The 523-nt window shown below is 69.2% G+C and carries 1 protein-coding gene; it reads right to left on the reverse strand.

Going from position 1 to position 523, the window contains the following annotated elements; genetic code table 11:
- A partial coding sequence (gene argS / locus LPA54_RS36415) for an arginine--tRNA ligase (RefSeq protein ID WP_228984795.1) occupies positions 1-523 on the reverse strand: 523 nt, incomplete at both ends.

Raw genomic sequence — 523 nt, forward strand, 5'->3', positions numbered from 1 at the left:
CTTGGCCTTCTCCCGGACGACCTCGGCGGCCCGCTGCACGGCCTCGTCCAGCAGGTCCTCCAGCCGGACGGTCTCGCCCTCACGGGTCTTGAACGGCTTGCCGTCCGCGCCCAGCACCGTGCCGTAGCCCATGTTGTGCGCGGTGACGTCGTCGTTCAGCCAGCCGGCCCGGCGGGCGGTCTCGAAGACCATCTTGAAGTGCAGCGACTGCCGCACGTCCACCACGTACAGCAGGGTCGTGGCGTGCAGGCCGACGACCCGGTCGCGGATCGCGGTGAGGTCGGAGGCCGCGTAGCCGAAGCCGCCGTCGGCCTTCTGCACGATCAGCGGGACCGGCTGGTCGTCCTTGCCGCGGATGTCGTCGAAGAACACCACCAGCGCGCCCTCGGAGCGCTCGGCGACGCCCTTCTCCTCCAGCAGCCGCGCGGTCTCGGGCATGCCCTCGTTGTACGCGGACTCGCCGACGATCTCGTCGTCGCGGATCTCCATGTCGAGCTTCTCGAAGACCGAGTAGAAGTAGACC

It is taken from the genome of Streptomyces sp. DH12 (assembly GCF_020873895.1).
In the GTDB taxonomy this organism is placed as follows: Bacteria; Actinomycetota; Actinomycetes; order Streptomycetales; family Streptomycetaceae; genus Streptomyces.